This window comes from Acidovorax sp. FW305-C-20-28, assembly GCF_058783375.1.
The window spans coordinates 38,590-63,392 of record NZ_JBYSYM010000021.1; the positions used below are offsets into that span (position 1 = coordinate 38,590).

General features: G+C 69.1%; 19 protein-coding genes. 7 read left to right on the top strand and 12 right to left on the bottom strand.

Annotated elements, in window-relative coordinates:
- Window positions 1-107: 107 nt before the first annotated feature.
- Both AC3WOH_RS22415 and AC3WOH_RS22420 read left to right on the top strand, forming a co-directional pair.
- On the top strand, window positions 108-947 hold the full coding sequence (locus AC3WOH_RS22415; protein ID WP_492231534.1) for an ornithine carbamoyltransferase: 840 nt from the start codon (window positions 108-110) through the stop codon (window positions 945-947).
- Window positions 934-1,290: a MerR family DNA-binding protein gene (locus AC3WOH_RS22420; protein ID WP_492231535.1), complete on the top strand. Its 357-nt coding sequence runs from the start codon at window positions 934-936 to the stop codon at window positions 1,288-1,290. Before AC3WOH_RS22415 ends, AC3WOH_RS22420 begins: the two co-directional genes overlap by 14 nt.
- Here the strand turns inward: AC3WOH_RS22420 and AC3WOH_RS22425 are convergent.
- The 5 genes from AC3WOH_RS22425 to AC3WOH_RS22445 all read right to left on the bottom strand — a co-directional run bounded on the left by AC3WOH_RS22425 (window position 1,287) and on the right by AC3WOH_RS22445 (window position 12,066).
- Window positions 1,287-2,519 carry an FAD-dependent monooxygenase gene (locus tag AC3WOH_RS22425; protein WP_492231536.1) on the bottom strand — a complete coding sequence of 411 codons (1,233 nt, stop codon included), beginning with the start codon at window positions 2,517-2,519 and terminating at the stop codon, window positions 1,287-1,289. The genes AC3WOH_RS22420 and AC3WOH_RS22425 overlap by 4 nt on opposite strands.
- A gap of 37 nt (window positions 2,520-2,556) precedes the next feature.
- A complete protein-coding gene (locus AC3WOH_RS22430; protein ID WP_492231537.1) occupies window positions 2,557-5,118 on the bottom strand; it encodes a putative bifunctional diguanylate cyclase/phosphodiesterase in 2,562 nt (853 codons plus the stop codon).
- A complete protein-coding gene (locus tag AC3WOH_RS22435) occupies window positions 5,115-8,426 on the bottom strand; it encodes a sensor domain-containing protein (RefSeq protein ID WP_492231538.1) in 3,312 nt (1,103 codons plus the stop codon). Before AC3WOH_RS22435 ends, AC3WOH_RS22430 begins: the two co-directional genes overlap by 4 nt.
- Window positions 8,427-8,586: 160 nt before the next feature.
- Window positions 8,587-11,487, bottom strand: coding sequence for an aconitate hydratase (locus AC3WOH_RS22440; RefSeq protein WP_492231539.1), 2,901 nt, complete (start codon window positions 11,485-11,487; stop codon window positions 8,587-8,589).
- A 174-nt stretch (window positions 11,488-11,661) separates the two neighbouring features.
- Window positions 11,662-12,066, bottom strand: a complete 405-nt coding sequence (locus tag AC3WOH_RS22445) for a hypothetical protein (protein ID WP_492231540.1) — start codon at window positions 12,064-12,066, stop codon at window positions 11,662-11,664.
- Window positions 12,067-12,183: 117 nt separating this feature from the next.
- On the opposite strand from AC3WOH_RS22445, the gene AC3WOH_RS22450 reads away from it, so the two are divergent.
- Entirely contained in the window at window positions 12,184-13,056 is an 873-nt protein-coding gene (locus AC3WOH_RS22450) for a helix-turn-helix domain-containing protein (protein WP_492231541.1), read from the top strand.
- A 194-nt stretch (window positions 13,057-13,250) separates the two neighbouring features.
- Here the strand turns inward: AC3WOH_RS22450 and AC3WOH_RS22455 are convergent, their stop codons facing one another.
- Complete coding sequence (locus AC3WOH_RS22455; protein WP_184856821.1) at window positions 13,251-13,541, bottom strand: H-NS histone family protein; 291 nt, start codon at window positions 13,539-13,541, stop codon at window positions 13,251-13,253.
- Between the two features lie 138 nt (window positions 13,542-13,679).
- The gene (locus AC3WOH_RS22460; RefSeq protein ID WP_492231542.1) at window positions 13,680-14,984 is read right to left on the bottom strand and encodes a hemolysin family protein; all 1,305 of its coding nucleotides are present in this window, start codon (window positions 14,982-14,984) and stop codon (window positions 13,680-13,682) included.
- Between the two features lie 21 nt (window positions 14,985-15,005).
- Here AC3WOH_RS22460 and AC3WOH_RS22465 point away from each other — a divergent pair, with 21 nt between their 5' ends.
- Entirely contained in the window at window positions 15,006-15,851 is an 846-nt protein-coding gene (locus AC3WOH_RS22465) for a symmetrical bis(5'-nucleosyl)-tetraphosphatase (RefSeq protein WP_492231543.1), read from the top strand.
- A 192-nt stretch (window positions 15,852-16,043) separates the two neighbouring features.
- Here AC3WOH_RS22465 and AC3WOH_RS22470 read toward each other — a convergent pair whose 3' ends face one another.
- The 3 genes from AC3WOH_RS22470 to ypfJ all read right to left on the bottom strand — a co-directional run bounded on the left by AC3WOH_RS22470 (window position 16,044) and on the right by ypfJ (window position 20,768).
- On the bottom strand, window positions 16,044-17,531 hold the full coding sequence (locus AC3WOH_RS22470; protein WP_492231544.1) for a DEAD/DEAH box helicase: 1,488 nt from the start codon (window positions 17,529-17,531) through the stop codon (window positions 16,044-16,046).
- A gap of 178 nt (window positions 17,532-17,709) precedes the next feature.
- Window positions 17,710-19,881 carry a SulP family inorganic anion transporter gene (locus tag AC3WOH_RS22475; protein WP_492231545.1) on the bottom strand — a complete coding sequence of 724 codons (2,172 nt, stop codon included), beginning with the start codon at window positions 19,879-19,881 and terminating at the stop codon, window positions 17,710-17,712.
- Window positions 19,881-20,768 carry a KPN_02809 family neutral zinc metallopeptidase gene (ypfJ, locus tag AC3WOH_RS22480; protein WP_184856826.1) on the bottom strand — a complete coding sequence of 296 codons (888 nt, stop codon included), beginning with the start codon at window positions 20,766-20,768 and terminating at the stop codon, window positions 19,881-19,883. Before ypfJ ends, AC3WOH_RS22475 begins: the two co-directional genes overlap by 1 nt.
- A gap of 146 nt (window positions 20,769-20,914) precedes the next feature.
- Here ypfJ and pcp point away from each other — a divergent pair, with 146 nt between their 5' ends.
- Window positions 20,915-21,589: a pyroglutamyl-peptidase I gene (pcp, locus tag AC3WOH_RS22485; RefSeq protein ID WP_492231546.1), complete on the top strand. Its 675-nt coding sequence runs from the start codon at window positions 20,915-20,917 to the stop codon at window positions 21,587-21,589.
- Between the two features lie 101 nt (window positions 21,590-21,690).
- A complete protein-coding gene (locus tag AC3WOH_RS22490) occupies window positions 21,691-23,409 on the top strand; it encodes a sensor domain-containing diguanylate cyclase (protein ID WP_492231547.1) in 1,719 nt (572 codons plus the stop codon).
- Here AC3WOH_RS22490 and AC3WOH_RS22495 read toward each other — a convergent pair.
- Window positions 23,340-23,675, bottom strand: a complete 336-nt coding sequence (locus AC3WOH_RS22495) for a hypothetical protein (protein WP_492231548.1) — start codon at window positions 23,673-23,675, stop codon at window positions 23,340-23,342. The two genes, AC3WOH_RS22490 and AC3WOH_RS22495, sit on opposite strands and share 70 nt — an antisense overlap.
- Before the next feature lie 135 nt (window positions 23,676-23,810).
- Complete coding sequence (gene dcd / locus AC3WOH_RS22500) at window positions 23,811-24,383, bottom strand: dCTP deaminase (RefSeq protein ID WP_492231549.1); 573 nt, start codon at window positions 24,381-24,383, stop codon at window positions 23,811-23,813.
- A 113-nt stretch (window positions 24,384-24,496) separates the two neighbouring features.
- On the opposite strand from dcd, the gene AC3WOH_RS22505 reads away from it, so the two are divergent.
- The gene (locus tag AC3WOH_RS22505; protein ID WP_492231550.1) at window positions 24,497-24,799 is read left to right on the top strand and encodes a hypothetical protein; all 303 of its coding nucleotides are present in this window, start codon (window positions 24,497-24,499) and stop codon (window positions 24,797-24,799) included.
- Window positions 24,800-24,803 lie beyond the last annotated feature (4 nt).

The window sequence follows — 24,803 nt, forward strand, 5'->3', positions numbered from 1 at the left end:
GGCGTGAAAAAGACCGGAGTGAAGAAGTCCCCGAGCTTCCACCTTGAAGTACGCTTCAGGGTCAAGCACTTTTTTTGTGCGCCTCGCCACCAAGGAGCCCTTCGCGCATGCACCTGATCCAACTGGGCGACCTGCTGCCCGCCGACATACGCCACATCTGGTCCCTGGTGGACGCCCCGGTGCCGCGCCTGGCGGGCACGGTGGCCTGGTCGTTCGAAGGCAACGGCATCCGCACGCGCACCACCTTCATCGAGGCCTTCCGGCGCCTGGGGCTGGCGTTCACCGAGCTGCCCCACCTGCTCAAGACCAGCGAGCGCGTGGAGGACCTGGCCGGCTACCTGGACCCGTTCTACCAGCTGTACGTGGTGCGCGAGTCCGACCATGCGCGCCTGTCCGCCTTCGCAGCCGCGACGACACGCCCCGTGGTCAACGCGATGTCGGCCCAGGGCCACCCGTGCGAGGTGCTGACCGATGCCTGGCACATCGAGACACGCATCCAGCCCCTGGGCAAGGCGCGCGTGTGCCTGTGGGGCCCCAGCACCAATGTGTTCCGCTCCTGGCACGAACTGGCCCAGGTGCTGGGCTTCGGCCTGGTGCAGGTGTGCCACCGGCGCTTCCACGAGGTGCTGCCCCACGTGAGCTTCGTGGAGCCCTCGGCCCTGCCCGGCCCGGTGGATGTGGTGGTGACCGACAGCTGGCCGGCCAGCGCCCAGGCCGACGCCACCACGCAGGCCGACCTGGTGCCGCTGACCGAGGAGCACCTGGCGGCCTTGGGGCAGCCGGCCCTGCTGCCCACCCCACCCTTCAGCCTGGGGCGCGAGCTGACCGTGGACCCGGTGGCCTACCCGGGCTTCGTGGGCCATGCCCAGAAGGAATTGTTGCTGCCCATGCAGATGGCCGTCATCCGCTGGGCCCTCGGGGAAGGGGAACGCCATGCGGATCGGTGAACTCGCTGCCGCGGCCGGCCTCTCGCGCGAAGCCCTGCGCTTCTACGAGCAACAGGGCCTGATCCGCGCGCGCCGTCTGCCCAATGGCTACCGCGACTACCCCGAGGAGGTGCTGACGCTGGTGCAGTACATCCGCACCGCGCAGCAACTGGGCTTCACGCTGGCTGAAATCGGCGACCGGCTGCCCGCCATCTGGGATGCACCCGACCCGGCGCCCGCCGTGACCGAGGTGCTGTCGGCCAAGCTGCTCGAAATCGACGCCCGCATCGCCGCGCTGCAGGCGCTGCGCCAGACCCTGGCCGAGCGGGTGCTGGCGGATTGCCCGCTGGTAGCCGCGGGCTAGAGCGAACTGGCGACCGAGCCATCGCCCCGGTACAGCCAGGGCAGGTCCAGCACGCGCTGGCCCAGCAGGCGCAGCGAGGCATCGCGGCCCCAGCGCACCGGGCCCACGGCGTGGAAGATGCGGCCATTGCGCGTGGCACGGGCCTGCACGCGGGCATTGCGCTGCCAGCGGTTGAGTGCGTAGCGGGTCAGGCGCAGCGGCACCTCCAGGTCATGCATGGAGAGGGCCCGCTGCAGTTCGGCCGCATCCTCGATGGCCATGCCGGCGCCCTGGGCCAGGTAGGGCACCATGGGGTGGGCGGCATCGCCCAGCAGCGCCACCAGGCCCTGGGCCATGTCGTTCGGGCCGCGCACGGGCGGGCGGTCGGACAGCGGCCACAGGCGCCAGCCGCCCCCGGCCGCGCCATCGATGGCGTGCCGCAGTGCGGGACAGGCGCCCTGCAGGGCGTCCTCCAGGTCGGCGGCATTGGCCGCATGGTCCCAGGTCTGCAGATCGGCAGGGGCCGGGCCTTCAATGATGACGACCAGGTTCTGCAGCTCGCCCCGGCGCACGGGGTACTGCACCACGTGCAGGCGCGGGCCCAGCCAGGCGGTGATCTGCTGGGTGCGCAAGGCCTTGGGCAGGGCGTCCTGCGCGACCAGGGCGCGGTAGGCCAGGTGGCCCGTGGTGCGTGGCACCGTGCCGCCCAGCAGGTGCAGGCGCGTGGCGCTCCACAGGCCATCAGCACCCACCAGGGCATCGCCCTCCACCTCCTTGCCGCGGCTGGTGCGCACAGTGACGGCGGTCTCGGCCCCGGGGATGGGGCTGGTGGCCCGGCTGCCGTCGGTGAAGCCTTCGATGGCGTGCGACAGGTTGAGCTGGGTGTCGGTGTACTTTTCCACCGCCGCGAGCAGCAGGCCGTGCAGGTCGGCGCGGTGGATGGTGGCATAGGCGGCGCCGTAGCGCTCGATGGCCGTGGCCCCGAGCGGCAGCTCGGCCAGCTCGCGCCCCGACAGTGCGCTGCGCACCTGCAGGCGGGACGGGAATGCGGCCACCGACTGCAGCGGCTTGTGCAGGTCCCAGGCCTGCAGGCGGCGCACCACATTGGGCCCGAGCTGCACGCCCGCCCCCACCTCGCTGAAGGCAGCGGCGCGCTCGAACAGCCGCACATCCCAGCCGGCGCGCGATGCGCCCAGGGCCGCGGCCAGCCCTCCAATGCCCCCACCCGCCACCAGCACCTGTTTCTTCATGCGCCGATTGTCGCGCGCCGCGCAGGCACCCCGTTTGTCATGGCGCAGGAAGCAGGGCGCGCTCCAGCATCCCGGCCGGCATGGGGCGGGCGAACAGGTAGCCCTGGAAGGCCTGGCAGCCGTGGCGTTGCAGGAATTCGAACTGGCCCGGTGTCTCCACCCCCTCGGCCACGACCGACAGGTCCAGGCTGCGCGCCAGGGCCAGGATGGTGCGCACGATGGCGGCATCGTTGGGATCGGTCTGCAGGTCGCGCACAAAGCCCTGGTCGATCTTGAGCTGGTCCAGCGGCAGGCGCTTGAGGTAGCTGAGCGAGGAGTACCCGGTACCGAAGTCGTCCATCGAAAAGCCCACCCCATGGCGGCGCAATTGCTCCATGCGGGCGATGCTGTCCTCCACGTCGGTGAGCAGCAGGCTTTCGGTGAGCTCGAAGCGCAGGCGCTCGGGGTTGGCGCCGCTGGCCTGCAAGGCGCCGAGCACCTGGGTCACGAAATCGGGCTGGCGGAACTGGCGCACGCTCACATTGACCGACAGGAAGAAGGGGCGCGTGAGCGCGCTGCGCGACCACTGCACCAGCTGGGCGCAGGCGGCCTCCAGCACCCACTGGCCCAGCGGCAGGATGAGCCCGGTCTGCTCGGCCAGCGGAATGAACTCGCCGGGCAGCACCAGCCCCCGGCGCGGGTGGTTCCAGCGCACCAGGGCCTCGGCGCCCAGCAGCTTGCCGGTGCTGTCCACCACGGGCTGGCAGTACAGCAGCAGCTCCCGCTGGTTCAGGCCGCGGCGCAGGTCGACTTCCAGCGCTGCGCGCATGCTCACGGCGGCCTGCATGTCGGGGTCGAAGAAGCGCTGGGTATTGCGCCCCGCCGCCTTGGCCTGGTACATGGCCAGGTCGGCATGCTTGAGCAGTTCGTCCGGCGTGGACGAGCGCTGCCCGAACAGCGCGATGCCGATGCTGGGCGTGCTGTGGTGGCTGGTGCCCTCCATGTCGTAGGGCTTGCCCAGCGCCACCAGGATGTTCTGCGCAATGGTGGCGGCTTCGCTACTGGCATGCGCCACGTCATTGTGCAGCCCATCGAGCAGCACCACGAACTCGTCGCCACCGAAGCGGGCCACGGTGTCGCTTTCGCGCACGCAGGCCGACAGGCGCCGGGCCACGCGCACCAGCAGCTGGTCGCCGGTGTCGTGGCCCAGCGTGTCGTTGAGGTCCTTGAAGTTGTCCAGGTCGATGAACAGCAGCGCACCATGCGCATGGCTGCGCCCCACCGCGACGGTGGCACGCTGCAGCCGGTCCATCAGCAGGCGCCGGTTGGGCAGGCCGGTGAGCGCATCGAAGAAAGCCAGCCGCTCGATCTGCAGCTCCGCCTGCTTGCGCTCGCTGATGTCGCGGCCCACGCCGCGGTAGCCGCGCAGCACGCCCTCTGCGTCGAACACGGGCACGCCGCTGACCGAGATCCAGTGCATGCTGCCATCGGGGCGCTGGCGCTGCAGCTCCAGGTCGCGGAACGGCTGCTGGGCCGCGAGCACGGCGCGGTGGGCGTCCCACTCGGCGTCGCCCATGTTGAGCGCACCGATCTCCCAGCGCGTGCGGCCCATCACGCTCGACAGGGGGATGCCGTTGACGCTCAGGTCGCCCGCCAGTTGCACGAAGCGGCCATCGGCATCGTGCTCCCAGTACCAGTCGGACGACAGGTCGCTCAGGCTGCGAAAGCGCGCCTCGCTCTCGCGCAGCTCGTTCTGCACGCGCACATAGTCGCTCACATCCGTGAAGGTGCGCACCAGCCCGCCATCGGGCAGGCGCGTGGTGCGCACCTCGAAGGTGCGGCCATCGCGCGTGGTGCGCCAGTAGACCTCGGGCGAGGGGTCCACCGCAGAGCGCGCGATGTAGTCGCGCCCCCGGTGGTCCACCAGGTTGTAGCTGGCACCGAAGTCGCCGCGGTCGGCCTGCAGCTGGGTCAGCTCGGCCAGCGTCGGGCGCGCGGCCATCAGCGACTCGGGCAGATCCAAGAGCTCCAGCACGCGCTGGTTGTAGATGGTGATGCGCCCGTCCGGCCCGGTGCGGAAAATGCCCTGGCTCATGCTGGCCAGGGTGACCTGCAGGCCCTGGCGCTGCTCCTGCAGCAGGCTCAGGGCCTCGTGCCAGATGCGTGCATCCACTGTGCGCATGGGCTGTGCCGCCCCGGGGCCGGGCGCCGCCCCCTGGCGGCCGACCAGGGCGGACAGGCGGTGCACCAGCTCGGGGAGGTGGCTGCCATCCGCCGCGCGCAGCGCATAGTCCCCCAGGCCGCAGCGAAAACCGCGCGCGGCCAGGGCTTCCTGCGCCGCGTCGAGGCACAGCAGCACGGGACGCCCGGCGCACAGCTCCAGCAGGCTGGGCAGTTCCTGGATCTGCGGGTCCAGGCACAACACCAGCGCATCCCAGGTCTGTGCGGCCAGCAACAGGGAGGCGGCGTCGGCCGATGGGCTGTGCACCACCTGCCAGCCGGGGCAACGCTGGGCCAGCACGGCGATGGCCGCCTGCGCATGCTGCGCGTCGCCATCCACCCACAACACGGTGGCGCCGGAGGCGGAGGGGGGCCGGGTGGTTTCCATCACGGCGCTCATGGGGTTCCAGCGACTGGGGCCGCCAGCGGTGGCTCGGGCAGGTGTTCGCGCTCGAACAGGTCCACCGGCACAGGCCTGCCAAACAGATAGCCCTGAAAGCCCTCGCAGCCATGCAGCCGCAAGAACCCCAACTGCCCCGTCGTCTCCACCCCCTCGGCCACCACCTGCAAATCCAGGCTCTTGGCCAGCGCCAGGATCGTGCGCACGATCGCCGCATCGTTGGGGTCGCTCAGCACGTCCCGCACGAAGCTCTGGTCGATCTTGATCTGGTCCAGCGGTAGCCGCTTCAAGTAGCTCAAGGAGGAGTACCCGGTGCCAAAGTCGTCCAGCGCGAACCCCACCCCCTGGGCCTTGAGCTGTTCCATGCGCACGATGGTGTCTTCGATGTCCCCCAGCAGCAGGCTTTCGGTCAGCTCCAGCTTGAGCCGCTGGGGTTCTGCCCGGTGGGCTTTGAGGGTGTCCAGCACTTCGGCCACGAAGCCGGGCTGGCGAAATTGGCGCGCGCTGACGTTCACCGAGATGGACAGGTGGGCGGTGGCCGTGTCCTGGCCCCAGCGCTGCAGTTGCCTGCAGGCGGTCTCCAGCACGGTCTGGCCCAGCGGCAGGATGAGGCCTGTCTGTTCGGCCAGCGGGATGAAGTCGCCCGGGCTGATCATGCCGCGCTGGGGGTGGCGCCAGCGCACCAGGGCTTCTGCTCCCACCAGGCGCGCCTGGTGGTCCACGACGGGCTGGTAGTGCACGAGCAGTTCGTTCCTCGCCAGGCCCTGGCGCAGGTCGGCTTCCAGGTTGGAGCGGGCGTTGACGGCGGCCTGCATGTCCGGGTCGAAGAAGCGCTGGGTGTTGCGCCCGGCGGCCTTGGCCTGGTACATGGCGAGGTCGGCGCGCTTGAGGAGTTCGTCCACCGACAGGCGTTCGTCGCCGAACAGGGTGATGCCGATGCTGGGGGTGCTGTAGTGCTGTTGGCCCCCGAGGGCGAAGGGCTGGTTCAGGCTGGCCAGGAGTTTTTCGGCGACGGTTTCGGCCTGGGCGGCGGCGTCCTGCAGTTCGGGGTTCAGGTTGTCCAGCATGACGACGAATTCGTCGCCGCCAAAGCGTGCCACGGTGTCGGCTTCGCGCACGCTGCCCACCAGGCGGGTGGCGACCTGGGAGAGCAGTTGGTCGCCCATGTCGTGGCCCAGGGTGTCGTTCAAGTCCTTGAAGTTGTCCAGGTCGATGAACAGCAGGGCCCCCAGGTTCTTGCTGCGTTGGCAGGCGGCGATGGAGCGCTGCAGGCGGTCGAGCAGCAGGCGCCGGTTGGGCAGGCCCGTGAGCGCGTCGTAGAACGCCAGGCGTTCGATCTCCTGCTCTGCGCGCTTGCGGTCGGTGATGTCGCGGCACACCCCGAGAACCCCCGTGACCCGGCCATGCAGGTCGCGGATGGGGGTCTTGATGGTCTCGAAATACCCCTGGTATCCGTCCTCGGCAAAGGTCAGCTGCTCCTCGTAGACCAGCGGCTGCCAGGCCTGCATGGCGCGCCGGTCGTAGGCGCGGAACTGCTCGGCATCCGCGGCGGGAGAAATGTCGTAGTCGGTGCAGCCGATGATCTCGCGCTCGGGCTTGCCGGCAAAGCGTTCGAACACCGGGTTGCAGGAGATGTAGACGCCATCCGCATCCTTGAGGAACACCATGTCCGGTATGGCGTTCACCACGCGCGCCAGGTGGGCCTTCTGCTGGGCCAGCTCCATCTCGATGCGCTTGAGTTCGGTGAGGTCGTAGGCGAACACCACCACGGCCAGCACGCCCTGGTCCGTGATGGACTCGGGCACGAGGGTGGTGTGGCGGTACTGCGCGCCATCGAGGCCATCGATGCGGTTCTCGAACACCGCCGTCTCTCCGGCAAAGGCCTTTTGCAGCTGGGGCCGCATGCGCGCCATGACCGCGGTGGGAATCACGTCCTGCAGCAGTTGCCCCTGCAGCTGATCCGGAGTGCGGTGCAGCCACCGCGCCTGCTGCTCGTTCACATAGAGCACGCGGTAGTCGCGGTCCAGCCGCGCCACGCCGCCAGGCACCTGGCGCAGCATGTTGGCCATCTGCACCTCGTGCGCGTGGGCGGCCTGCTCGGCCTCGCGCTCGGCGGTGATGTCGCTTTGCACGCCGTCCCAGATCACGCGCCCGCCGTCGAGCAGGCGGGGGGAGGAGCTCAGATGGATCCAGCGCACCGCCCCCGAGGACACGCGCATGCGGAAATTGGCCTCCATGGGCCCCATGGTGCGCAGCGAACGGTCGCGGGCCTCCTCCAGCACGGGCATGTCTTCGGGCAGGATCTGCGCGTACAGCACGCCCGGATCGCGCAGGATGTCCTCGGTGCGCAGGCCGTTCAGGCGCTCGATGGCATCGCCCATGTGCACAAAGTGCATGCGGCCGTCGGTCTCGCGCACCACTTGGTAGAGCACGCTGAGCGGCAGGTTGCGGCCCAGCAGCTGCAGGCGCGTTTCGCTCTCGCGCAGCTGGGCTTCGGCCTGGTGCAGCCGCTCGAAGGGCTGGCGCATGCCGGCCACGAACACCGCCTGGTACAGCAGCGCGTAGCCCACGACGCGCACCCCGTCGGCCAGCATGTCGGCCCAGCCGAACTGCGCAAACCCCGAGAGGCCGACCAGGCATTCCGCCACCGCGAACGTGGCCGCGGCCCAGGCCAGCAGGCGGGCGCGGGTGCGGTTGTCGCCGCTGGCGGTGCGGCGCAGCAGCACGGCGGCCACCACCAGGCCCAGGCACAGCACGGCGGCCATCAGCACCGGCAGCACGCCCCCCGATGCCTGGGCAAACCCATGGGCCAGCGGCCCCACGGCGGCCCAGACCAGCAGCAGGGAAAATGCGCCCGCCGCCACCGCCCACAGCCGGGCGGGCCCGGGCAGGGAGGCGTGCAGTGCCGTGAGCAGCAGCGCGGCGCACTCGGCCGCACGCACCCAGGTGCCCAGCCACAGCGCCATGTCCGTGACCAGGGGAGAGGCCGGCTGCGGGGTGGCGTGGGCCAGCACGCCGTGCAGAAAATTGCAGACCGCTGCGACGCCGAAGCCGGCGACCAGCACATTCGCCCGTCCCTGGTCCTGTTCGTCGAGCACGTGCAGGGACACGGACACCACCAGCAATGCCAGCAGGATGGCCACGAGCTCCATGAAGGGCTCCAGCCTGTGCTGGCTGTCCGTGCCCTCTCCCAGGATGCCGCCCAGCGACACCATCACCAGCGCCAGCACCCCCACGGTCAGCACCACCGTGACGGCAGGAGCCTCCGAGACGAGCATGCGCTCTGGACGGTGGACTGGGGAGGTCATAGGAGCTGGTGAGAATGGGGCGTCAGCTGCACCTCACCAGTGTATCGGGCTGTAAGCGCAAACGGCCATCGGGCGAAACACGCGCAGCGTGTGCGCCACAAGTCCCCTCCCAGGGCAGTCCCCGGGGCGGCCGCAGCGCCGCCCCTGCGCGGGGACCTCCTCAACCCTCGAGCAGCTGGCGCAGCACGAAGGGCAAAATGCCGCCCGCCTGGTAGTAATCGACCTCGATGGGGGTGTCGATGCGCAGCGTGACCACCACCTCCTGGCTGGAGCCGTCGGTCCGGCGAATCACCAGGGTGGCATCGCTCTGGGGCGTGAGGGCCGGGTCGGGCAGCACATTGATGGTCTCGTCGCCGGTGAGGCCCAGCGACTCCCACGAATCCGTGCCCTTGAACTGCAGCGGCAGCACGCCCATGCCCACCAGGTTGGAGCGGTGGATGCGCTCGAAGCTGCGTGCCACCACGGCCTTGATGCCCAGCAGTTGCGTACCCTTGGCGGCCCAGTCGCGGCTCGACCCGGTCCCGTACTCCTCGCCGGCAAAGATCACCGTGGGGGTCTTCTGCGCCATGTACTGCATGGCGGCGTCGAAGATGAACATCTTCTCGCCCTGCAGCGGCCCCTCGTTCTGGAACAGCGTGACGCCGCCCTCCTCGCGCGAACCATCGGCGGTGGGTGGGATCATCAGGTTCTTGATGCGCACGTTGGCGAATGTGCCACGCATCATCACATCGTGGTTGCCGCGGCGCGCACCATAGCTGTTGAAGTCGGCCTTCTGCACGCCGTTGAGCTGCAGCCACTGGCCGGCCGGCGAGGTGGCCTTGATGGAACCCGCGGGCGAGATGTGGTCGGTGGTGATGGAGTCACCGAACAGCGCCATGATGCGCGCGCCATGCACCTCGGAGGCCGTTGCGGCCCCCTGCTCCAGCGCGAAGCTGGCAAAGAACGGTGGCTCGGCGATGTAGGTGCTGGCAGGCCAGGTGTAGGCGTTGCCGCTCACGCCCTTGATCTTTTCCCAGAGCTTGCCGGGGTCGGTGCTCACCTTGGCGTAGTTCTCGCGGAAGGCCTTGCCGTTCATCGCGAACTTCATGAGCTGGTGCACCTCTTCGCTGCTCGGCCAGATGTCGCCCAGGTAGATGTCGCGCCCGCCCTTGCCTTTGCCCACGGGTTCGGTCATGAGGTCTTTGAGCACCGTGCCGGCAATGGCATAGGCCACCACCAGCGGCGGGCTGGCCAGGAAATTGGCCTTGAGGTTGGGGTGGATGCGCGCCTCGAAGTTGCGGTTGCCCGAGAGCACGGCAGCGCAGATGAGGTCGTTGCCCGTGATGGCCTCGTTGAGCTCGGGCGTGAGGTCGCCGGCATTGCCGATGCAGGTGGTGCAGCCGTAGCCGGCAAGCGCGAAGCCCAGCTTCTCCAGGTAGGGCAGCAGGCCGGTTTCGGTGAGGTAGTCGGTGACGATGCGCGAGCCCGGGGCCAGCGAGGTCTTGATGTGCGGCTGGACCTTGAGCCCGGCTTCCACGGCCTTCTTGGCCAGCAGGCCGGCGGCCAGCAGCACGCTGGGGTTGGAGGTGTTGGTACAGCTGGTGATGGCGGCGATCAGCACGTCGCCATTGCCCACGGTGGGGTCGGCGCCCTTGGTGGGCATGGTCGCAGCGGCGTCCGCATGGGCGGTGGCCAGGGCGGGCTTGTTGCCTTCCATCTCGGCCACCGAGCGGGGGGCCCCTGCGGGTGCGGGCTTGTCCTGGGGCGCAGCCTCCTGCACCACGTCCTGGCCGCGGTGGATGTGGTGGCGCGTGTGCAGCAGCTCGGCCGGGCGGTTGAAGCCGTTTTCGGCATTGGGCTTGCTGAACAGGTCGATGAACTGGCTGCTGACCTTGCCCAGCTCGATGCGGTCCTGCGGGCGCTTGGGGCCGGCCAGGCTGGGCGTGACGGTGCCCAGGTCGAGCGAGACGACCTTGGTGTAGTCGACCTCGCCCGCCAGGGGCACGCCGAACAGGCCCTGGGCCTTGAAGTAGGCCTCGAAGGCTTCGATCTCGGCCTTGGTGCGGCCCGTGCCCTGGAAGTAGTCGATGGTCTTCTCGTCCACGGGGAAGAAGCCCATGGTGGCGCCGTACTCGGGCGCCATGTTGCCGATGGTGGCGCGGTCGGGCAGGGCCAGGGTGCGCGTGCCCTCGCCGAAGAACTCGACGAACTTGCCCACCACCTTGTGCTGGCGCAGGATCTCGGTCACGGTGAGCACCAGGTCGGTGGCGGTCACGCCCTCGCGCAGCTGGCCCGTGAGCTCGAAGCCCACCACATCGGGCGTGAGGAAGTAGACGGGCTGGCCCAGCATGGCGGCCTCGGCCTCGATGCCGCCCACGCCCCAGCCGACCACGCCGATGCCGTTGATCATGGTGGTGTGGCTGTCGGTGCCGACCAGGGTGTCGGGGTAGTGCACGCCGGCTTTGGTCTTGTGCACGCCGCGCGCCAGGTACTCCAGGTTCACCTGGTGCACGATGCCGAAGCCCGGGGGCACCACACCGAAGGTGCTGAAGGCCTGCATGCCCCACTTCATGAACTCGTAGCGCTCGCGGTTGCGCTGGAATTCGAGCTTCATGTTGAGGTCGAGCGAATTCTTCTTGCCGTAGTAGTCGACCATGATGGAGTGGTCCACCACCAGGTCCACCGGCACCAGGGGTTCGATCTTCTTGGGGTTCTTGCCCAGCTTGGCAGCCACGCTGCGCATGGCGGCCAGGTCGGCGAGCAGCGGCACGCCGGTGAAGTCCTGCAGCACGACGCGCGAGACGACGAAGGGGATCTCGTCCTTGCGCTCGGCATTGGGGCCCCAGTGCGCGAGCTGGCGCACATGTTCGGCCGTGACCTTACGGCCGTCGCAGTTGCGCAGCACCGACTCAAGCACGATGCGGATCGATACCGGCAGGCGCTTCACGCTGGGGTATTGCTGGGCCAGTGCGGGGAGGGAATAGAACTGTCCCGTCTTGCCGGACGCGGTCTTGAAGCTCTTGAGCGTATTGGCAAAGGCGTGGCGGGCGGGCTGGGGCGACGACTTGGTCGATGTGGCCATGGCTGACTCCTGTGATGCGACAGGTCTATTCTGTCAGCCCCGCGTGGCGGATGAAACGGTGGGGGTATGCCGGCACCGGGATGCCGTGGCATCGGCACGCCAAAAGGGGACGATAGCCCCCTCTCCCATGGCACATCACGGCACCGGCCATGCGGCCGATGCGGGTGCAGACCTTCAGGCCACAGCCATCGCAGGCAGGCGGCGCATGCCGAACCATTGCACCTCCGCCAGCAGGCCCACCGAGACCACATGCACGACCAGGTAGGCCTGGCCCCAGACGGTGGGCGCCACGGCAGAGCCCAGCAGCAGCGCCAGGCTGCCCAGGGCCCATGCCGCATTGCCCGCGGCCAGGCAGCCCAGCAGGCCGCGCGGCAGGCTGCGCTGGCTGGCGATGCCGCCGGCCAGCAGCGCATAGGCCAGCAGCGCCACACCGCTGCCCTGGACCAGGCCCGCGGACAGGCCGAACCACTGCGACAGCGCGTCGGTCAGGGCCAGGTGCAAGGTACCGAGGAGCACGCCGGTGGCAGCATCGAACCACACCACGGCACGCAGGAACGAGGGAGAGGACAGGAAGGACATGAGGGACTCCTTGGGTTGAATCGATTGGAAGGGCCTCCATGGTTGCCGTGGGCGCTCACGGCGTCGATGACATCCGAGGTAATGGCCCGCATGCGATATGCCTCTAGGATGCAGGGCATGAGCAGCACACACCACGCCCCACGCCCCACCCTGCCCCACCGGCCCGCGGCCGCGGGCCACCGCAGCAGCACGCCGGGCCCCGCCTCGTTCGGCGACCACCTGCGCACCTGGCGCCAGCAGCGCCACCTGAGCCAGCTGGAACTGGCCGACGAGGCGGACATCTCCACCCGCCACGTGAGCTTCATGGAGACCGGCCGCACCAACCCCAGCCGCGAGATGGTGCTGCGCCTGTGCGAGCGCCTGGCCATCCCGCTGCGCGAGCGCAACGCCCTGCTGGTGGCGGCCGGCTATGCGCCCATGTACCGCGAGCGCGCCCTGGACGACCCGGCCCTGGCCGCCGCGCGCCGGGCCGTGGAACTGGTGCTCAAGGGGCACGAGCCCTGTCCTGCGCTGGCGCTGGACCGCTGCTGGAACGTGGTGGCCACCAACCGCGCCGCCCAGGCGCTGCTGGCCAACCATGTGAGCCCCGAGTTGCTGGAAGGGCCCGTGAACGTGTTCCGCCTGAGCCTGCACCCCAAGGGCCTGGCACCGCACATCGCCAACCTGGCCCAGTGGCGGGCGCATCTGTTCGAGCGCCTGCGCCAGCAAATCCAGGCCACGGCCGACCCGGTGCTGATCGCCTTGCAGGCCGAGCTGCTGGAATACCCGGCGCCCGAGGAGTCGAGCCCCCTGGTGCTCGACGGTGAAATGCTGGGCGTGGTAATGCCCTTCTGCTTTCAAAGTGCGCGCGGCACCCTTTCATTTATCAGTACCACCACCATATTCGGCACCCCGGTGGATGTGACCCTGCAGGAGCTGGCCGTGGAATCATTCTTTCCGGCCGATGAATTCACTGCCCAGGTATTGCGCGAAATGGCCGCCAGCGCCTGACACCGGCAGAGCCGCTGGGCGGGCCGCGCAAGGGACGATCCTGTGTTACAAGCCCGTTATCTGCAGCAAGGCCCGCGGGCACAGCACCGGTCTCAATGCGCATTTATTGTGCACGCCATGCAAAAAGCCCGCAGTTGCGGGCTTTTTCTCTCAAGCGGGCCGACAAACGACCACGCTGCCATGGATGGCAGGGATCAAATGGCGAATTTTTCGCGGTTTTCGTTTTGAATCCACTTGGGGGCCTTGCCCCGGCCCGTCCAGGTCTGGCCAGTGGCCGGATCACGGTACTTGGGTGCCACCTTGGTGCCAGCGCTGGCGCTGCGTGCACGGCCGGTGGGGAACACGTCCTGCGCGGTCAGGCCAAACTCCGCCACCAGAGCACGCACCTGCGACACGGCATCCGACAGCTCGCGCTTGCGCGCCTCACCGATTTGCTGTTCCAGGGCATCGCGTTGCTTGAGGAGTTCTTTGTAGCTGGTTGTCATGGTATGTTGAACTGCTGGGTGGACAAAGGAGGCCCCATTATAGGAATAATGGACAAACTTTGCCGGGTTTGGCAAAAAAATCGTGACAAGCCGTTGAAACAACACCCGATGCGAAAATCAATCCAGATGTCCAGGTAATCAGCCCGACGGATCGGGCTGGTCGATTTGCGCCAATACCCGGTCGATTCTCTTGCCCTCCAGGCCCAGCACCTCGAATATCCACCCGGCGCAGACAATGCGCTCGCCCACCGCCGGCAAATGGCCTGATTCGGCCATGAGCAATCCCGCCAGGGTGTTGTAACGGCCCCGCTCCTCGGCGGGTAACTCGCGAATATCCAGGCGCGCCTTGAGTTCGGTGACCGGCATCAGGCCGTCGAGCAGCCATGCGCCATCCTCGCGCTGCGTGGCCCAGGCGTCGGTGGCCGCACCGGGCTGGAGCTCCCCGGTGATCGCCTCCAGCAGGTCGCGCGGCGTCATGATGCCCTGCACCACGCCATATTCATCGACCACGAAGACCATGCGGCCGGAGCGTGCGCGGAACTGCCCGAGCAGCTCCATGCCGCTCAGGGTTTCGGGCAGGAAGGCCGCCGGCAGCGCATGCTGCTCGATGGGGCCGGGGGTCTGCACGCCCAATTCCAGCAGGCGCGCCACGCTGACCAGGCCCACCACCTCGTCGAGCGAACCGCGGCACACCGGGTACCAGGAATGGGCGCCATGCCCGCCACCGGTGCCCGCCCACTGCAGGGCCTCGGCCACGGAGAGCCGTGCCTCGAGCCACTGCACGTCCGCCCGGGGCACCATCAGCGAGGTCAGCGGCCGGTCATCGAGACGGAACACGTTGCGCACCATCTGGTGCTCATGGTGTTCGATCACGCCGGCATCGCGGCCCTCCTCCAGGCTCGCCACGATCTCTTCTTGCGTCACGGCACGGCCGGCGTTGTTGTCGATGCGCAGCAGGCCCAGCACGCCCTGGGTGGACAGCGCCAGCAGGCGCACGAAGGGCTTGGCCACCCGGGCCACGCCGGCCATGGGCCGCGCGACGAAGCGGGCCACGGTTTCGGGGTACAGCTGGCCGATGCGCTTGGGCACCAGTTCGCCGAAGACAATGGTGATGAAGGTGATGACCGTGACCACGAGCGCCGTGGCACTGATGGCGGCGGCCCGCTCGGGCGCCCCGAGCATCTGCAGCCAGCGCGCCAGGTCGTCGCTGAAGGCGGCCTCGCCGATGATGCCGTTGAGCATGCCGATGGAGGTGATGCCCACCTGCACCGACGACAGGAACTGGGTCGGGTTGTCGAGCAGGTCGAGCGAGGCCTGCGCTCCCTTGTCTCCCTCGGCCGCCAATGCCACCAGGCGCGACCTGCGGCTCGACGCCAGCGCCAGTTCGGACATGGCAAACACGCCGTTGAGCAGCGTGAGCAGCGCAATCAGCAGAAAATCCATGGTTCGACAAATGGGAACACGATGGCACTTTACTGCATAGGCGACATCCAGGGCTGCGACAGCGCCCTCGGACGCCTTCTGGACACGGTCGGTTTTTCCGCCAGCCGCGACACGGTCTACCTGCTCGGCGACCTGGTGAACCGGGGCCCCGAATCGGCGGCCGTGCTGCGCCGCTGCATGGCGGCAGGCGATGCGCTGCGGCCCCTGCTGGGCAACCACGATCTGCACCTGCTGGCGGCAGCATACGGGGCGCGCAAGCCCTCCCGCAAGGACACGCTGGCACCGGTGCTGGAGGCGCAGGACCGCGAGGCCCTGCTCGACTGGCTGCGCCAGCAGCCGCTGATGCGCACGCATGTCCACGCGGGGGAGCGCCTGGCCATGGTCCATGCCGGCCTGCTGCCGGCCTGGACGGTGGACGAGGCGCTGGCCCTGGCAGGCGAAGTGCAGGCCGTGCTGCGCGGCCCCGGGTTGCCGGACTTTCTGCACCAGATGTATGGCAATGGGCCGGACCGCTGGAACCCGGCTCTCACGGGTATGGACCGCCTGCGCACCATCGTCAATGCGATGACCCGGCTGCGCTTTTGCTCGCCCGCCGGGGTGATGGATTTCGAAAGCACCGAGAGCGCGGACACGCCACCCTCCGGCCTGATGCCCTGGTTCGACGTGCCGGGGCGGCAGGCCGCAGGCAACCTGGTGGCCTTTGGCCACTGGTCGACCCTGGGATTGCTGGACCGCAGCGACACCCTGGCGCTGGACACGGGCTGTGTCTGGGGTGGCTGCCTCTCTGCCATGCGCTTTGGCACCACGCTGGCGGACCGCGAACTGCTGCAGGTGCACTGCGAGCAAGCCCAAAAACCAGAGCGATAAAGCACCCCCTGAGTCGCTTCGCGCCTTCACCCCTCTCTCGACTCGCTGTGCGAGTCGGGAGGGGGACGCCCCCAGTGCGGCGGGGCGGCCCTTGCACGGGGGCACTGGCTTGGACCGCGCCGGTTATGTACCACGCGAGCAAAGCAACGCATTGCGCAGGTGAGGCCGGAAGGCCCCGCACAGGCCAGGGTCTCAGGAGGTGGCGGCGGCCTTGAACAGCGCCGCGACCTTGCGCTTGGGCTTGATGTTGGCCGACACGCTGCTGCGTGGGCCAGCCGAGCGCGAGGCCTCCCATGCCGGGGCGTTCTCACCGACGGGGCTGGCTTCGTAGGGTTTCTCGAAGAACGGATCGCGCGAGGCCACGGCGGGGCGGAAGCCCCGGTGCTGCTCGCGCCCTTCGCGGGACTCACGGCCACCGCGGTATTCACGGTCGCGCTCGCGGCGTGGGCCGGAGGGGATGCCGTCGCGGCCATCGCCGGTCTCGCCCGCTTCGCGCCAGGCACGGCGACCGTCGTTGATACGGCCGCGGGGCTGGTCTTCGTCGTACTCGATGGCTTCGAGTTCGATCTTCTTCTTGATCAGCTTCTCGATGTCGGCCACCAGGCGGGCATCGCTGCCCGAGACCAGGGTCACGGCCAGGCCCGAGGCGCCGGCGCGGCCGGTGCGGCCGATGCGGTGCACATAGTCTTCGGCGTTGAAGGGCACGTCGAAGTTGAACACCGCGGGCACGTCCTTGATGTCGAGGCCGCGCGCGGCCACGTCGGTACAGACCAGCAGGTCGACTTCGCCCTTCTTGAAGGCTTCCAGGGCTTTCAGGCGCTCGTCCTGGCTCTTGTCGCCATGCAGGGCCGCGGTCTTGAGGCCTTCGCGCTCCAGGCTGCGCGCCAGGCGGGCGCAGCCGAGCTTGCTGTTCACGAAGATGAAGGCCTGCTTGATGCTGCGGCTCTTGAGCACCTGGTGGATGGCGCGGCGCTTGTCGTCGTCATTGGCGCTGTAGAAGCGCTGCTCCACCGTGGAGGCCGTCTCGTTGGGGCGGGCCACCTCGATGGTGATGGGGTTCTGCAGGTAGCTGCTGGCCAGACGCTTGATCTCGGGCGAGAAGGTGGCCGAGAACAGCAGCGTGGTGCGCTGCTTGGGCAGGTAGGACAGGATGCGCTGCAGGTCGGGCAGGAAGCCGATGTCCAGCATGCGGTCGGCTTCGTCGAGCACCACGTACTCGACCTGGTTGAGCACCGCATTCTTGGCCTCGATGTGGTCGAGCAGGCGGCCTGGCGTGGCCACGAGCACTTCGACGCCCTTCTTGAGTTCCAGCGTCTGCGGCTTCATGTCCATGCCGCCGAACACCACGGTGCTGCGCAGCTTGGTGTGCTTGGCGTACAGGGCGATCTGCTGGGCCACCTGGTCGGCCAGCTCGCGCGTGGGCAGCAGCACCAGGGCACGCACGGGGTGGCGGGCCGGCGAGGTGGAGGTGTTCTCGTGCTTGAGCAGGCGCTGCAGCAGGGGCAGCGAAAACGCCGCCGTCTTGCCGGTGCCCGTCTGGGCGGCACCCATCACGTCCTGGCCGGTCAGCACCACGGGGATGGCCTGGGCCTGGATGGGCGTCATGGACTCGTAGCCCATTTCGGCCACGGCACGCGCCAGCGGCTCGGCCAGCGAAAGATTGGAAAAAGAACTTGTCATTTAGCCCTCTATTGTCGCACCGGCGGACCAAACACACCATGGGGGCGGCAGGCAAGGGTGAATCCACCGAGCCATGCCGCCAGCAGGCTGGATTCGTTGCTTTTATTTTGATAGCAATAAAGCAATAACCATCAAGCCGCAGATGGCAATTTTAGGGGCCGGGGCCCATGGGCAGGCCCTACTCCAGCACGGCGCGCAGCTGCCGCGTGGTCACGGCCAGGCGGCGCGCACCGATCTGGGCGATGTTGTTCATCACCGTGAGCGCGGCCTCGGGGTAGCGCCGGGCCCAGGCATCGAACTGTGCCCGCGACAGCCGCACCAGTTGCACCGGCCCCAGTTCGGCCCCGGCGCTGGCGGTGCGCGCGGCCCCATTGAGGAAGGCCATTTCCCCGAACGCCATGCCCGGCCCCACGGTGGCCAGGCGCAGGCCGCGCTCGGGCGGCCACTGGGTCACCAGGGTGATGTGGCCCGACTGCACGACGAGCAGGTCGCGGTCGGTATCCCCGGCGTTGAACACCACCCCATGGGCCGCCATGGGCAGCGCCTCGACCACCGCCTCCAGCGCCAGCCGGGCCTCGCTGGCCAGCCCCTCGCCGATTTCACCGAGCCTGTCCTGCTCGGGGTAGACCGGCCGTTCGTTCTCGGGCCGCTCGGCCAGGATGGCGGCCTCGGCCCATTCCAGGGCCCGGTCGCCGTCGGCAAAGCTGCGCACGCCAGGCCCCACGTGCTCGGCCGCCACACGGTCGAGCGCGGCCACGGCGCAGGCCACGCCCTGCTGCGCCAGGTCGCGCACCAGGGCGCGCAGCTGCGCCAGGGCCGTGCTGTCCCAGGCCGGAACGCGGCTCGCGTCCAGAATGACCCAGCGGTGGCGCGGCTGCAGCATCAGCCGCACCTGCTCGGCCAGGTGCGCTGCCACGCCGAAAGACATCACACCCTGCAGCTCGAACACCGCGACCTGGTTCATGCGCGGGGCCAGCCAGGTGTCCGAACCCGCCCGGCGCAGGCGGCGCGAGCGCAGTTGCCCGTCCAGCCGCACATGGCGCAGTACCTTGGAGGCCGAATCGCGCAGCAACACGAAGGTGGCCACCACCAGCCCGGCCACCAGGGCCCCCACACCGCCCATGACGGCAAACACCAGCGCCACCAGCCAGCTTTGCGCCCAGGTCACGCTGGAGCGGCGCGCATAGCCCGGCGACCACAGCAGGCCGGGCACCTGCATCAGCCCAGCCAGCACCAGCCCGCCCGCCAGGCAGGCCATGGGCACCCAGTGCAGCCACCAGGCCCCCGTGAGGGCCACGGCCAGCATGATGCCGGCATGCCAGCGCGGCGCGCTGGCCGAGGCGCCGGCCTGCGCCAGCACGATGCGCGAGCGCGAAGCACTGGTGGACGCCGGGATCATGCCCGCCAGGCCGCAAACCACGCCCAGCACGCTTTCGCGCCGCAGCGCCAGGTTGGGGTTGCCGCGCAGGCCGTGGTCGAGTTCCAGCTCCTGGTTGAAGACCAGGATCTCCAGGCTGTTGACCAGGGCCATCAGCAAGGCCAGCACCACCAGGGCCGAGCCGTGGCGGTGCGCCAGCTCCAGCCAGGGGATGCCCGTCCAGTCGGGCCACAGCGGTCCGGCAAAGGCACTCGGCACAACGGCCGGTGCGAACACATGGCCCATGCCCACACCCCACAGCCCCGCCACGGCCACGGCCAGCGCCACCAGCACCACGGCGCTGAGCAGGCCCGGCATGCGCGGCCAGCGCCGGCGCAGCAGCACCGCCAGGCCCACCACGGCCAGGGCGGCCACAGCATGCCAGGCGGTGCGCGCATCCCATTGCCACCCGGCGCCCGCACCCAGGCCATTGCGCAACTGGCCCACGACCATGGACAGGCCCACGCCCGCCGCAAAGCCATGGGTGACCGAGATCGGCAGAAAACGCGCCACCGAAGCCAGCCGCAGCACGCCCAGCAGCCACTGGAAGCCGAAGGCCAGCGCCACGGTGGCGCCGCTCACGGCCAGCACCTGGCGTGGCGAAAGGCCCAGCGAGCCCGCCGCACCGTGGGCCGTGGCCACCACGGCGGCAAAGAGCAGGGCCACCACGGTGGTCGGCGCATAGACGACGCCCGGGCGCGGCGCCAGCACGGTCAGCAGCAGGCCGGGCAAGGCAGCCGACCACAGGGCCAGGGCTGCCAGTGAATAGCCACCGGCCAGGGGCGCAAAGGCCAGCAGCCCCAGGCCCACCGCATGCGGTACCGTGACCGCCGCGGCGGACCAGGCGGCCGCCGCCCCCGAAGGCGGTGACGCCGCAGGCCCGGCGCCGGCCGTCTCCAGGCGAGCCGTGGGGGAAGACGGCTCAGGACCCATCACAGGCTGCGTGCGGAAAAGGTGTCGCAGCCCTTGACGCTGCCGTTCTGCAGGCCGTTGTTGAACCAGCGCTGGCGCTGGGCGCTGCTGCCGTGGGTGAAGCTCTCGGGCACCACCCGGCCACCGCCGGCGCGCTGCAGGGCGTCGTCGCCGATCTTGGCGGCGGCGTTCATGGCCTCCTCGACATCGCCCTGCTCCAGGATCTGGCGCGCATTCTGGGCATGGTGGGCCCACACGCCGGCAAAGCAGTCGGCCTGCAGCTCCAGGCGCACGGACAGGGCGTTGTACTCGGTCTGGCTCACGCGCCCGCGCATCTGGTCCACCTTGCCGCTGATGCCCAGCAAGTTCTGCACATGGTGGCCGACCTCGTGCGCGATCACGTAGGCCTGGGCGAAATCACCGGGCGCACCCAGGCGGTTCTTGAGCGTTTCGTAGAAGCCCAGGTCGATGTAGACCTTGCGGTCGGCCGGGCAGTAGAACGGACCCATGGCCGCCTGGCCCGCACCGCAGGCCGTGGGCGTGGAGCCGCGGAACAGCACCAGGCGCGGCTCCTGGTAGGTGCCGCCGCCCTGGCGGAACACGGCCTGCCACACGTCCTCGGTATCGGCGAGCACGGTGGAAACAAAGCGCGCCATGGTGTCGTCGGCCGGCGGGCGGTGGGCGGGCCCCGGGTGTTGCTGCTGCACCTGTGCAGGCGGACCACCACCGCTGAGCAGGCCCAGGATGGTCAGCGGGTTGATGCCCAGCACCCAGCCGCCCACCAGGGCGATGACGATGGTGCCGATGCCGATGCTGCGGCCCCCGAAAATGGGCGATCCGCCCCCTCCGCCCCCCTCGTCACGGCGGTCCTCGACGTTGTCGGACTCCCGGTTGCCTTCCCATTTCATCGCAGGTTCTCCAGCACCCCCTGAACGAATGGGGGCAATGGGCAGCATGTTACGCGCGCCCGGCCCTCCCGGGAGCCGGATGCAGGTAGGAAAGCAGCGCGCTACCATGCAGGGTTTCCGCCCCTGCCGCCACCGCCCTGCGCCCCATGCTGCCCCATCCCCACCACCTGCCCTCGGGCGCCAGCAACCCCGTCATCCTGCTCACGGGCTTCGACCCCTTTGGCGGCGACGCCGTCAACCCCAGCTGGCTGCTGGCCCAGGCGCTGCAGGGCCAGGCCATCGGCGGGTACACCGTGGTCTCGGCGCAGTTGCCCACCGTGTTCGGCCAGGCACTGGATCGCCTCGCCGCCCTGCACCGGCAATTGCGCCCGGCCCTCACCGTGTGCCTGGGCCAGGCCGGCGGCCGGGCCGCGCTGTCGATCGAGCGCATCGGCATCAATGTGGACGATGCCCGCATCCCCGACAACCGCGGCGCCCAGCCCATCGACCAGGCCATCGTGCCGGCCGGCCCGGCGGCCTACTTTGCCAGCCTGCCCATCAAGGCCATGCTGCGCGCCGTGCAGCGCGCAGGCGTGCCCTGCGAGGTATCGCAGACCGCCGGCACCTTCGTCTGCAACCACGTGCTCTACGGTCTCATGCACCTGCTGGCCACCGAGGGCGCGGCTGGCATGCGCGGCGGTTTCGTGCATGTGCCCTGGCTGCCGGGCCAGGGCACACCCAGCCTTCCCCTGCGCGATGCGGTGCGCGGCCTGCACCAGGCGCTGTGGGCGGCGGTACTGGCCCGCGAGGACATTGCCCTGGGCGCAGGCGCAACCCATTGAGGGCGAACACCCGGCCCCTGCCGGCGCGCGGGGCGCAAACACGGGCTTGACGGCTCCACCAGCGCGGGCGAACATTTCCCGGCAGGAAGCTGCCCACCACCATGACCCACCCCACCCGGTTCCGCGGCCAGAGCCTGCGCACCCAGATCTCCGTGGTGTTCGCAGTGCTGGTGATCGCCCTGGCGGCGACGATGTCGCTCGGCTTTGGCGAGCTCCTCAAGCTGCGCGTGCAGCGCGACGCCAGCCAGGCCCTGCACACCGTGGCCGACAACGCCAGCCGGCAACTGGCCCAGGGCCTGTTCGAGCGCAGCCGCGTGACCCAGGTGCTGGCCGATGCGCCAGGCATCTGGGAGCGTGGCCTGGACTCGGCCGAGGTGCGCCAGTTGCTGGCGCGCAGCCAGGCCATTGACCCGCACAGTCTGTGGATCGGCGTTGCCGACGCCCAGGGCGTGGTACGGGCTGCGACCAAGGGCCTGCTGGAAGGCGAGAGCGTGCGCGAGCGCCCCTGGTTCGTTGCCGGGCTGGCCCAGTTGCACGTGGGCGATGTGCACCCGGCCAAGCTGCTGGAGAAGCTGCTGCCGCCCAATGCCTCGGGCGAGCCCTACCGCTTCGTGGACTTTGCCGCCCCCATCCGCAGCGGGCAGACGACCGTGGGCGTGCTGGGCATGCATGGCAGCTGGGAATGGACGCGCGAGGTGCTGGAAAGCCTGGCCCTCATCGGCATCCAGGGCGCCTCGGTGGACCTGTTCGTCTTCGACCGCACGGGCAAGCTGATCTTCTCGCCACCCGAGTACCGCAGCCAGCTCGAGGCCGGCGGCCAGCGCCTGCCCGTGCCGCTGACCGTCGCCACGCGGGAATCGGGCACGCCGCCTGCCGCCGTGGTGGCGTGGGCCGATGGCAAGGACTACCTCACCGCCAGCGTGCGCATGGAGGCCCGCAACGCCCCCAGCGACCTGGGCTGGCACATCGTGGCGCGCGAGCGGGTGGAGGTAGCGTTCGCGGACGCCGACCGCGCGGTGCGCCTGGCCCTGGCGATCGGCCTGCTGGCCGCCGTGCTGGCGGCAGCCCTGGCCTGGATCGCAGCCCGCCGCCTGAGCGAGGACCTCTACGTCCTGGCCGATGCCGCGAGCCGCGTGGAATCGGGCAAGCCGGGGGCCACGATTCCGCTCGTCACCCACAACCGCGACGTGCACCAGCTGTCTTCGGCGCTGAGCAGCATGACCGAGCGCCTCATCGCAGCCCATGAAGCCATGGAGGACAAGGTGCGCCTGCGCACCCTGGAGCTGGAGGCCGCCAACCGCGCCCTGGACCTGCAGGCCCGAACCGATGCCCTCACCGGCCTGCTCAACCGCCGGGGCTTCGACAGCCGCATGGAGTTTGCGCTGGCCCTGGCACGCCGCAGCGGCCGGCCGCTGAGCCTGATCTCCGTGGACGTGGACCATTTCAAGCGCGTGAACGACAGCTTTGGGCACGAGGCGGGCGACGAGGTGCTGCGCCGCATGGCGCAGACACTGCAGCAGCGCCTGCGTGCATCCGACGTGATCGCCCGGCTGGGCGGGGAAGAGTTTGCAGTGGTGCTGCCCGACACCGACCTTGAAGGCGCGCGCGCCATTGCCCAATCCATCGTGGAGAGCATGGCGGCGCACGAGGACCCGCTGGTGGGGCGGATCACGGTGAGCGCCGGCATCTCCAGCCTGCGCGCGCAGCAGGACAGCGTGCACGAGATGCTGCGCCGCAGCGATGCGGCGCTCTACGAGGCCAAGGGCCAGGGGCGCAACAGGGTGTGTGTGGAGCCCGAGACCGGGCCGGCGCTGAAATAGTCGCCCAGCCGGTCCGCCAGCCCGGCGAGCTCGCTGTCGTGGTGCAAGCGCGCGATCGCCAGCTGCTCTCGTGCATAGGCCGGGTCGCCGAGCATCATGGCCGTGTTCACGCAGTGGCCGCGCTTGGCCATGTGCAGGATGAAGGCATCGAGCACCTCGCAGGGCCAGTAATGGATCTCGGCCTCGCCGGCGTGGGCGTCGGCCACGAGGGGCAGGTCGGCACCCGCCGTGGTGCGGGGTGCGGACGGTTCAACAACGGGGACCATGTTGGACTCCTTCACACGGGACCTGCGGGGTATCCGCAGGCATGCATCCATGCTAGAAAACTTACCAACACTTGCACTTCAGCCGAAGTGCATTGCCTTTGTAGGACAGCTCCAACAGGCCTTTGGTTCCCTGGCTCAGGCCTTGGGCAGGGTCACGCCCACCTGGCCCTGGTACTTGCCGCCACGGTCCTTGTAGGAGACTTCGCAGACGTCGTCTGGATCGCTTTCGAAGAACAGCACCTGCGCACAGCCCTCGCCTGCGTAGATGCGCGCGGGCAGCGGCGTGGTGTTGGAGAACTCCAGCGTCACATAGCCCTCCCACTCGGGCTCGAAGGGCGTGACGTTGACGATGATGCCGCAGCGCGCATAGGTGCTCTTGCCCAGGCAGATGGTGAGCACATTGCGCGGGATGCGGAAGTACTCGACCGTGCGCGCCAGCGCAAAGCTGTTGGGCGGGATGATGCAGCTGTCGCCGTGGAAATCGACGAAACTCTTCTCGTCGAAGTGCTTGGGGTCCACCACCGTGCTGTGGATGTTGGTGAACACCTTGAATTCGGGCGCACAGCGGATGTCGTAGCCGTAGCTGCTGGTGCCGTAGCTGATGATCTTGCGGCCTTCGGCCTCGCGCACCTGGCCGGGCTCGAAGGGCTCGATCATGCCGTGCTCAGCCGCCATGCGGCGGATCCATTTGTCGCTTTTGATGCTCATTGACTTCACTCCTGCCCGCATTTTAGGAGTTTGCCGCGGCGCCACGGCCCTGACACCCATGTTATGCATGCTTCTTGCTATAGCCGAAAGCTCCCCCTTCTTCTTCCAATGCCATGCAGCCCACCTCCCTTCAAGCCCTGACCTCCCTGGCCCTCGCCACAGTCCTGCTGGCCTGCAGCGCCGCGCGGGCCCAGCTGGCGAGCGAGTCCCCCGCCGCCAGGCAGGCGCAGGACGCCTGCCGCACCGAGGTCTCCAAATTCGAGGAAGCCATAGGCTTCGTGCGCCGCTCGCAAGGCAACCAGGCGGCTGCCGAACTCAAGGAAAAGCTGCTGCCCGCCAAGGTGGAGAGCGACATCCTTTTCAAGGACGGTTACTGCGGCCTGGCGCGCTACATCCGCGAGAAGAAGCTTCGATGAAGCC

Bases quoted from the DNA above. Each gene is read 5' to 3' on its own strand.
- AC3WOH_RS22420 (WP_492231535.1), top strand. From the start codon at position 934: ATGCGGATCGGTGAACTCGCTGCCGCGGCCGGCCTCTCGCGCGAAGCC.
- AC3WOH_RS22490 (WP_492231547.1), top strand. From the start codon at position 21,691: ATGACCCACCCCACCCGGTTCCGCGGCCAGAGCCTGCGCACCCAGATC.
- AC3WOH_RS22495 (WP_492231548.1), bottom strand. From the start codon at position 23,675: ATGGTCCCCGTTGTTGAACCGTCCGCACCCCGCACCACGGCGGGTGCC.
- ypfJ (WP_184856826.1), bottom strand. From the start codon at position 20,768: ATGAAATGGGAAGGCAACCGGGAGTCCGACAACGTCGAGGACCGCCGT.
- AC3WOH_RS22445 (WP_492231540.1), bottom strand. From the start codon at position 12,066: ATGTCCTTCCTGTCCTCTCCCTCGTTCCTGCGTGCCGTGGTGTGGTTC.
- AC3WOH_RS22450 (WP_492231541.1), top strand. From the start codon at position 12,184: ATGAGCAGCACACACCACGCCCCACGCCCCACCCTGCCCCACCGGCCC.
- AC3WOH_RS22460 (WP_492231542.1), bottom strand. From the start codon at position 14,984: ATGGATTTTCTGCTGATTGCGCTGCTCACGCTGCTCAACGGCGTGTTT.
- AC3WOH_RS22470 (WP_492231544.1), bottom strand. From the start codon at position 17,531: ATGACAAGTTCTTTTTCCAATCTTTCGCTGGCCGAGCCGCTGGCGCGT.
- AC3WOH_RS22425 (WP_492231536.1), bottom strand. From the start codon at position 2,519: ATGAAGAAACAGGTGCTGGTGGCGGGTGGGGGCATTGGAGGGCTGGCC.
- AC3WOH_RS22440 (WP_492231539.1), bottom strand. From the start codon at position 11,487: ATGGCCACATCGACCAAGTCGTCGCCCCAGCCCGCCCGCCACGCCTTT.
- AC3WOH_RS22475 (WP_492231545.1), bottom strand. From the start codon at position 19,881: ATGGGTCCTGAGCCGTCTTCCCCCACGGCTCGCCTGGAGACGGCCGGC.
- AC3WOH_RS22430 (WP_492231537.1), bottom strand. From the start codon at position 5,118: ATGAGCGCCGTGATGGAAACCACCCGGCCCCCCTCCGCCTCCGGCGCC.
- dcd (WP_492231549.1), bottom strand. From the start codon at position 24,383: ATGAGCATCAAAAGCGACAAATGGATCCGCCGCATGGCGGCTGAGCAC.
- AC3WOH_RS22465 (WP_492231543.1), top strand. From the start codon at position 15,006: ATGGCACTTTACTGCATAGGCGACATCCAGGGCTGCGACAGCGCCCTC.
- AC3WOH_RS22415 (WP_492231534.1), top strand. From the start codon at position 108: ATGCACCTGATCCAACTGGGCGACCTGCTGCCCGCCGACATACGCCAC.
- AC3WOH_RS22505 (WP_492231550.1), top strand. From the start codon at position 24,497: ATGCAGCCCACCTCCCTTCAAGCCCTGACCTCCCTGGCCCTCGCCACA.
- AC3WOH_RS22455 (WP_184856821.1), bottom strand. From the start codon at position 13,541: ATGACAACCAGCTACAAAGAACTCCTCAAGCAACGCGATGCCCTGGAA.
- AC3WOH_RS22435 (WP_492231538.1), bottom strand. From the start codon at position 8,426: ATGACCTCCCCAGTCCACCGTCCAGAGCGCATGCTCGTCTCGGAGGCT.
- pcp (WP_492231546.1), top strand. From the start codon at position 20,915: ATGCTGCCCCATCCCCACCACCTGCCCTCGGGCGCCAGCAACCCCGTC.